Consider the following 8,157-nt stretch of genomic DNA (forward strand, 5'->3'; position numbering starts at 1 on the left):
CGTAGCCGCCGCCCGGCACGGCGGAGCGGACCGAAACGCCGGGGGCGGAGATGTCGGGCTTGAGCAGCCCCGAGCGGTCGCGCGTCACCGGCCCGCGGCCGGAGAAGCCCGCCACCTCGTTCGCGCTCGTCGTCGCGGCGACCGACACGACGTCGGCGTAGATCGCCGGCGGATCGCCGACCGTGGCGCACTGCGACCCCGCGTTGCCGGCCGCGTCCACGTCGAGCACCCCCGCGCGCCGCAGCCGCGCGAAGGCGAGCCGCAGCGTGTCGGCGTCGCAGCCCTCGCTCTCGGGACAGGTCCACGAGTTGTTCACGATCGCCGCGCCGAGCTCGGGCCGGCCGTCGCGCAGCGGATCGCCGCCGGGCGGCCACGGGGCGAGCAGGAACTGCATGCACTCGAGGTACGAGGCGGACGAGCCGGCGCCGTCGGCTTCCATGTTGCGGCAGGCGATCCAGCGCGCGCCGGGAGCGACGCCGACTTGGTTCGCCGCGCCGTCGTCGCCGACCATCGTGCCGGTCGTGTGCGTGCCGTGGCCGTGCGGGTCGGTCGGCGCGGCGTACTGGCCGAAGGCGTCGTGCCACGAGTAGCGGTGGTCCGCGGCGCCGGTCGCCGCGTCGTAGCCGCGGTAGTGCGGCTTCAGCGCCGGATGCGTCCAGTCCACTCCGGTGTCGGCCGAGCCGACGACGATCCCCTCGCCGCGCGTCGCGCTCCAGACGGCCGGCGCATCGACCATCGCGACGTTCCACTCGACGGACGCGGCGGCGAGGGGGCTCTTCGCCGCGGACGCGGCCTCCGGGACGGGAACGCGCGCGGCGACGAGCGGGCTGCCGACCAGGCGCGCGACCTCGGGGCGGCGCGCGATCTCGCGCGCCAGCGCGCCGTCGCCGGCGACGAGGACAGCGTTCACGAGGTAGAAGGGACGCGCCGCGATCCTCGCCGCGGCGAGCTCCGCGAGCAGCCGCCGCTGCGCTTCGGCCGCCCGCGCGGCGAGGCGCGCGACCAGCGCCCCGCGCGACGCCGCGGGCGGCTCGGGCGCCGGCGTTTCCAGCAGCACGAGGAACTCCGCCGCTCCCTTCGCGTCGAGGCGCGCGGCGAGCCACGGCGCGATCTTCGCCTCCGCCGCGTCGGGCGTCTCGAGCGCGGCGCGCGCGGGGAGTTGCTGCGCCGCGGCGGGCGCGGCGGTTGCGGCGGACGCGGCGACGGCGAGCGCCGCGAGGAGCGGGGGGGAGAAGCGGCTCATTGCGCTAACATACATAAGGCGCGCCCCGTTCGGCGCGCCGAATGCGGGGATTCTGCCGTGGGATTGCGCGTGGACGACCGTCTGGAGATTCCGGACGAGGAACTGAGCTGGAGCGCGGCGCGCAGCGCCGGCCCCGGCGGGCAGAACGTCAACAAGGTGAGCACGCGGGTCACCGTCGTCTTCGACCTCGCCGGGTCCCGCGTCCTCGACGAGGCGCAGAAGGCGCTGCTCGCGGAGCGCCTGGCGACGCGGATCGACAAGGCGGGCGGGCTGCACGTCGTCGCCCAGCGGCACCGCACGCAGAGCCGCAACCGCGACGCCGCGTTCGAGCGGCTCGCGGAGTTGCTTCGCGAGGCGCTGCATGTCGATCCGCCGCGCCGCGGGACCCGCCCCACGCGGTCGTCGCGCGAGGAGCGGCTCGAGGGGAAGCGCCGCCGCGCCGACGCGAAGCGCGGCCGCGCCGAAGGGCGCCGCGTCGCGCGCCGCGACGACGACTGAAGGTCTCGCGCCGCGTCGTCGGTCGACGTGCGACGTTCGACGGCGGTGTTTCGCGCGGATCAGGTCGGGCGGCAGGCGCGGTGGCGACGCCGTCGTTCCGACGATCTGATCGGCGCGCCAGCCGCCCCTGCACGTCGTCGCGACGCGTCGGCCGCCGTTGCGCGTCGTCGTCGATGCGATGGTGCGCACGGTCGTAGTCGATGCGCCGGCCGTCGTTAGGCGTCGTCGCCGACGCGGGAGTGCGCGGCGAGGGCGCCCTCGCCGGCTTCGCGGAAGGCGCGCGAGACGCCGCCGACGCCGAGCTTCACGCCGCCGAAGATGCGCGAGACGACGAGGCCGCCGCCGACGAGGCCGCGCGCGCGCAGCGACTCGAGCAGCACGCGCCCCGGATGGCCCACTTCGCCGTCGTCCTTCGAGCGCTCGACCACCGCGCCGTCCGGCCCCTCGAAGCGGCAGGCCCAGCAGTGATGGCACGCCTTGCGGTGTTCCTTGCGGCGCTCCTTCAGGATCTCCTCGAGCGCCGCCTCGTCGGCCGCGGGGAAGAGGAGCGCGAAGAAGCGGGACCGCTCCACCGTCAGCTTGAATTCCGCGCGCCGTTCGATCTTCACGTCCCGCTCTCCGTTCACGTCGGCTGCGCGAAAGTTCCCGCGCCGCGCGCGGCCGATTCCGTCCGCGGGACGAGGATAGCGGCAACGTCCGCGCGCCGCGTCTGTCGTCACTGGGGCGGACGCAAAAAAAAGCGTCTCCGCGCTTGTGCACGGACGGCGAATTCGCCCTATAGTCTTCTCAACGCTTCACAACCGCTGCCGGCCCCGCCCACTCCCCCCCGGTTGGGCGGGGCTGGCGATTTTTTAGGCCAGTCCCGCGCGGTTCCGCGCGCTTCCTCGACCCAAAGAAAACGCCGCCGCGGGCGCGGCGGCGCGGTGCGAAATTCCCCGGGCGCCTCAGCGCGCCGCGAGGTCCGCGCTCTGCGGGTCGATCCGCTCCGGATCGAGTTCGAACTTCTTGATCGCCGCGGTCACTTCGCGCGGCGCCACCTTCCCCTCCCGCGCGAGCGCGGCGAGCGTCGCGACGACGATGTTCTCGGCGTCCACCTCGAAGAAGCGGCGCAGCGCGGCGCGCGTGTCGGAGCGGCCGAAGCCGTCGGTGCCGAGCGCGACGAACGACCGTCCCGCCCAGGGGACGATCATGTGCGGGATCGCCTTCATGAAGTCGGTCGCCGCTACGACCGGCCCCTCGGCCCCGGCGAGCGCGTGCGCGACGTACGGCGTGCGCGGCGGATCCTCCGGATGCAGCCGGTTCCAGCGCTCGACCGCCAGCGCCTCGCGCCGCAGCTCGCCGTAGCTCGTCGCGCTCCAGACGTCGGCGGCGACGTCGTACTGCTCGGCGAGGATCGCCTGCGCCCGCAGCGCCTCGCGCAGGATCGTCCCCGATCCGAGAAGCTGCGCCCGCGCGCGCCCTTTCTCGCGCCCGGCGGCGAAACGGTAGAGCCCCTTGAGGATCCCCTCGCGCGACCCGTCGGGCATCGGCGGCATCGGGTAGGTCTCGTTGTAGAGCGAGAGGTAGTAGAAGACGTCCTCGCGGCCGTCGGTCATCCGCGCCAGGCCGTCCTCGACGATCGTCGCCACCTCGTAGGCGAACGCGGGGTCGTAGGCGAGGCAGGACGGCACGGTCGAGGCGACGAGCAGCGAGTGGCCGTCGTTGTGCTGCAGCCCCTCGCCCTGCAGGGTGGTGCGCCCGGCGGTCGCGCCGCAGAGGAAGCCGCGGCCGCGCGCGTCGGCGAAGGCCCAGATCGAGTCGGCGATCCGCTGGAAGCCGAACATTGAATAGAAAATGTAGAACGGCGCCGTCAACGCGCCGTGCGTGGCGTGGCTCGTCCCCGCCGCGGTCGTCGAGGCCATCCCGCCGGCCTCGGTGATCCCTTCCTCGAGGATCCGGCCGTCCTTCGCCTCGCGGTAGCTGATCAGGAACTCCGCGTCCACCGGCGTGTACTTCTGGCCGACCGGCGAGTAAATCTTGAACTCCGTGAAAAGCGGATCCATGCCGAACGTCCGCGCCTCGTCGGGCACGATCGGCACGACGCGCTTGCCGAGCCGCTCGTCCTTCATCAGCTTCCGCAGCAGCCGCACGAAGGCCATCGTCGTCGAGGGCTCGTTCGTGCCGCTCCCCTTGTCGAACTCGGCGAAGACGTCGTGCCCGGGCAGCTCGATCGGCGCGCGGACCGCGCGCCGCCGCGGCGCCGCGCCGCCGAGCGCCCGCCGCCGCTCGAGCATGTACTGCACCTCCTCGCTCTTCGGCCCGGGATGGTAGTAGGGCGGTAGGTCCTGGAGCTTCTCGTCGGGGATCGGCAGCTCGAGGCGGTCGCGGAACGTCTTCAGCTCGTCTCCCGACATCTTTTTCACCTGGTGCGCGACGTTGCGTCCCTGCGCCGTGTCGCCGAGCGTCCACCCCTTGATCGTGCGGGCGAGGATCACGGTCGGCGCCCCTTCGGTCTCCGCGGCCACCTTGTACGCGGCGTAGAGCTTGCGGTAGTCGTGGCCGCCGAAGCGCAGCCGCGCGAGCTGCTCGTCGGAGAGGCCCGCGACGAGCCGCTCGAGCTCCGGGTCGCCGCCGAAGAAGTCGCGGCGGATCACCGCGCCCCCCTCGGCCGCGAGCCGCTGCGAATCGCCGTCGAGCGTGTCGAGCATCCGGTCCACCAGCTTGCCGTGGACGTCCTGCGCGAGGAGCGCGTCCCACTCGCGCCCCCAGAGGACCTTGATCACGTTCCAGCCGGCGCCGCGGAAGACCGCCTCGAGCTCCTGCACGATCTTGCCGTTGCCGCGCACCGGGCCGTCGAGCCGCTGCAGGTTGCAGTTGACGACGAAGGTCAGGTTGTCCAGCCCCTCGCGCGCGGCGAGCGTCAGCGCGCCGAGCGCCTCCGGCTCGTCGGTCTCGCCGTCGCCGAGGAAGGCCCAGACGCGGGAGCGCGACGTGTCGGCGAGCCCCTGCGCCGCGAGGTAGCGGTTGAAGCGCGCCTGGTAGACCGCGTTGATCGGGCCGAGCCCCATCGAGACGGTCGGGAACTCCCAGAACTCCGGCGCGAGCCGCGCGTGCGGGTAGCTGGGCAGCCCGTCGCCGAACGCCTCGCGGCGGAAGGCGTCGAGCCGGCGCGCGTCGAGGCGTCCCTCGAGGAAGGCGCGGGCGTAGATCCCCGGCGCGGCGTGCCCCTGGAAGAAGATCTGGTCGCCGCTCCCCTCGCCGTCCTTGCCGCGGAAGAACCAGTTGAAGCCGACCTCGTAGAGGCTCGCCGCCGAGGCGTAGCTGGAGAGGTGGCCGCCGAGGCCGGGGAAGCGCTGGTTGGCGCGCACGACCATCACGACGGCGTTCCAGCGGACGAGGCGGCGGATCCGCCGCTCGAGCTCTTCGTCGCCGGGGAAGGGCGGCTCCTGCTCGGGGCTGATCGTGTTGATGTAGCGGGACTGCGTCGTCGGCGGCAGGCCGAGGTTGAGGATGCGCGCCCGCTTGAGCAGCTTGTAGAGGACGAACTGCGCCCGCGCGCGGCCGCCGCGGCCGACGAGCTCGTCGAGGGAATCGAGCCAGTCCTGCGTTTCGAGCGGATCGATGTCGGGGAGTTGTTGTTTGAACTGTTCGAAGATCATCGCTGCGGCGCCTCCCGACCGGCGCCGGGGCGCCGGCGAAGCAAGGCAATAGAATTACGCTCATGCGACCAGGACGGCAGGACGAAATTCCGGGCGCCTCGGGCGATCGGCGGGGGGGCGGCGACGTCCCGTCCGCGGCGGGCGCGGAGGACGCGGCCGACGAGCGTCTCGATGCCGGCGCGGGCGCCGCGGGCGACCTCGAGCTCGGGCCGCGCGGCGCCGTGCGCGGGCGGCTGCGGCCGCCGGGGGACAAGTCGGTCAGCCACCGCGCGCTGCTCTTCGCCGCGGCCGCGCGCGGGACGTCGCGGATCCGCGGGCTCGCCCCCGGCGCCGACGTCGCGGCGACGCGGCGCGCGCTCGAGGCGCTCGGCGTCGCCGTCATCGACGAGGGCGGCGCGTCGCGCGCGGCGGGCGATGCGTCGGGCGAGGAGGACGGCGGCGCGCGGCGCGTCGTCGTCGTGCGCGGCGCGGGCTGGGCGGCGCTCGACCGCGCGGCCGACGCGGCGCCGCTGGAGATCGACTGCGCCAACTCCGGCACGAGCGCGCGGCTGCTGCTCGGGCTGCTCGCCGGGACGCGCGGACGCTTCCTGCTGCGCGGCGACGCGTCGCTCTCGGCGCGGCCGATGGCGCGGGTCGCGGCGCCGCTGCGCGCGTTCGGCGCGCGCATCGAGGAGCGGCCGACGCTGCCGCTGCTCGTGGACGGCGCCGCGCTGCGCGGCGCGTCGGTCGCGACCGGCGCGGCGAGCGCGCAGGTCAAGTCGGCGCTGATCCTCGCCGCGCTGCAGGCGCGCGGGGCGAGCGTCGTCGTCGAGCCGGCGCCGACCCGCGACCACACCGAGCGGCTGCTCGCGGCGATGGGGGCGCCGCTGCGCGCGGCCGGAACGCGGATCGAGATCGACGGCGGGCGGCCGGATCTCGCGCCGCTCGACCTCGACGTGCCGGGCGACCCGTCGTCCGCGGCCTACGCCGCGGCGCTCGCCGCGCTCGACGGGGCGGGGGACTTGGTCGTGGAGGACGCGCTGCTCTCGCCGCGGCGGACCGGCTTCTACCGGCTGCTCGCGGCGATGGGCGCGGACGTCGAGCTGCGCGTCGCGCGCGCGGCGCCGGAGGAGGTCGGGACGATCGTCGTGCGCGGCGGCCGTCCGCTTCGCGGCGTGGACGTGGCGGGCCAGGACGTCGTGGACGCGGTGGACGAGCTGCCGCTGCTCGCGGTCGTCGCGGCGCTGGCGCGCGGGACGACGACGATCCGCGGCGCCGCGGAACTGCGCGTGAAGGAGTCGGACCGGATCGCCGCGACGGTGCGGCTGCTGAGGGCGTTCGGGGCGCGGGCCGAGGAACTGCCGGACGGCTTGGTCGTCGAGGGGCCGGCCGCGCTGCGCGGCGCGGCGGCGGACGCGGGGGGCGACCATCGCCTCGCGATGTGCGCGGCGGTGGCCGCGGCGCGCGCCGCCGGCCCGTCGCTGCTGCGCGGCGGCGAGTGGGTGCGGATCTCCTACCCGTCGTTCTTCGCGGACCTCGACCGGCTGGCGGGCGGGGCGGAGGGGCGGGCGCGCGGCGAGAGGGACGGACGATGAAGATCGCGTTGTTCGGGCATCCGGTGGGGCACAGCCGCTCCAAGGACCTCTTCGACGCGCTCGCCGCGGCCGGGGGGCCGCGCGTGGAGTACCGGGCGGTGGACGTGCCGCCGGAGCGGTTCGGCGAGGCGCTGGCGCGGCTGCGCGACGGGGAGTGGGACGGCGCGAACGTCACGGTTCCGCACAAGCGCGCGGCGGCCGCCGCCGCGGACCTGCTCGAGCCGTTCGCGGCGCGCTGCGGCGCGGCCAACGTCCTCGCGCGGCGCGGCGGCGGCGCGCTCGTCGGCGCCAACACCGACGGCCTCGGCTTCCTCGACGCGCTCTCGCTCCTCGACGCTCCGGCGTCGCGCGGGCTCGCGGGGGGCGGGGCGGCGAATCGCGCGCTCGCGGGCGGAACGGCGGCGAGTCGCGGGCTCGCGGGCGGGACGGCGGCGAATCGCGGGCTCGCGGGCGGGACGGCGGCGAATCGCGCGCTGGTTCTCGGGGCGGGCGGCGCGGCGGCCGCGGTCGTGGCCGCGCTCGTCGAGACGGGGCGTGCGGTCGCGGTGGCGACGCGCGATCCGGAGCGCGCGCGGCGCGACGTCCCGCTCGCGGCCGAGGCGCTGGCTTGGGACGACCCGCGGCTTTCCGTCGTCGCCGGCGCGGCGGGTCTCGTCGTGCAGGCGACGCCGCTCGGGACGGCGCCGCGCGTGGACGAGGCGCCGCCGTTCGATCCGGCGTGGTTCGCGCCCGGCGCGCGCGCCGTGGACCTGATCTACAACCCGTGGGAGACGCGCTGGCTGCGCCTCGCGCGGGCCCGCGGCGTCGCCGCGCTCAACGGCTGGCCGATGCTCGTGCGCCAGGCGGCGCGCTCGCTCGCGTTCTGGGGGCTTGGCGAGGCCGCGGAGGCGCTCGTCGAGGCTTCGACGACGGTGGAGCCGCGCGACCCGCGGCGCGCCTCCTGAGGCCCGCGAGGGCCGCTTTTCCGTCTCGTCGCGTCCGTCCCGTAGGGGAGGCCGGCGCGTTCCGACGATCGTCGGACCGCGGATGAAACGCCGTCGTTCCGACGACCTGATCGGCGCGGCAGCCGCCCCTACGACGCTGCTGAAAAACTGTTCGCGGAATCGCACGCAACGGTCTCGCTTCGTGATATGCGTGAGCACGAAGGAGAGCGGCGATGCGGGGAGAGAATCGCGGGCAGCAGGGCGCATTCAGCTACGTCTCG

General features: G+C 75.1%; 6 protein-coding genes. 3 read left to right on the top strand and 3 right to left on the bottom strand.

Annotated features, from left to right (window positions below):
* On the bottom strand, positions 1 to 1,243 hold a 1,243-nt coding region (locus LLG88_16195), incomplete at its 3' end, for a S8 family serine peptidase (GenBank protein ID MCE5248448.1).
* 57 nt (positions 1,244 to 1,300) lie between these two features.
* Here LLG88_16195 and arfB point away from each other — a divergent pair.
* Entirely contained in the window at positions 1,301 to 1,741 is a 441-nt protein-coding gene (gene arfB / locus LLG88_16200; protein ID MCE5248449.1) for an aminoacyl-tRNA hydrolase, read from the top strand.
* 215 nt (positions 1,742 to 1,956) lie between these two features.
* On the opposite strand, the gene LLG88_16205 is transcribed toward arfB, so the two are convergent.
* Positions 1,957 to 2,349 carry a YigZ family protein gene (locus tag LLG88_16205; GenBank protein MCE5248450.1) on the bottom strand — a complete coding sequence of 131 codons (393 nt, stop codon included), beginning with the start codon at positions 2,347 to 2,349 and terminating at the stop codon, positions 1,957 to 1,959.
* 336 nt (positions 2,350 to 2,685) lie between these two features.
* Positions 2,686 to 5,379, bottom strand: a complete 2,694-nt coding sequence (aceE, locus tag LLG88_16210; GenBank protein ID MCE5248451.1) for a pyruvate dehydrogenase (acetyl-transferring), homodimeric type — start codon at positions 5,377 to 5,379, stop codon at positions 2,686 to 2,688.
* A 62-nt stretch (positions 5,380 to 5,441) separates the two neighbouring features.
* Here aceE and aroA point away from each other — a divergent pair, with 62 nt between their 5' ends.
* Together aroA and LLG88_16220 are read left to right on the top strand one after the other, a co-directional pair.
* The gene (gene aroA / locus LLG88_16215) at positions 5,442 to 6,953 is read left to right on the top strand and encodes a 3-phosphoshikimate 1-carboxyvinyltransferase (protein MCE5248452.1); all 1,512 of its coding nucleotides are present in this window, start codon (positions 5,442 to 5,444) and stop codon (positions 6,951 to 6,953) included.
* Positions 6,950 to 7,897, top strand: a complete 948-nt coding sequence (locus tag LLG88_16220) for a hypothetical protein (protein ID MCE5248453.1) — start codon at positions 6,950 to 6,952, stop codon at positions 7,895 to 7,897. The genes aroA and LLG88_16220 overlap by 4 nt, the downstream gene beginning before the upstream one ends.
* Positions 7,898 to 8,157: the final 260 nt, after the last annotated feature.

Source organism: bacterium (genome assembly GCA_021372775.1).
GTDB lineage: Bacteria > Acidobacteriota > Polarisedimenticolia > J045 > J045 > JAJFTU01.

What these genes read in the sequence shown, in the direction of transcription:
- aceE (MCE5248451.1), bottom strand. Translation starts at nt 5,379, where the DNA reads ATGATCTTCGAACAGTTCAAACAACAACTCCCCGACATCGATCCGCTC.
- aroA (MCE5248452.1), top strand. Translation starts at nt 5,442, where the DNA reads ATGCGACCAGGACGGCAGGACGAAATTCCGGGCGCCTCGGGCGATCGG.
- LLG88_16220 (MCE5248453.1), top strand. Translation starts at nt 6,950, where the DNA reads ATGAAGATCGCGTTGTTCGGGCATCCGGTGGGGCACAGCCGCTCCAAG.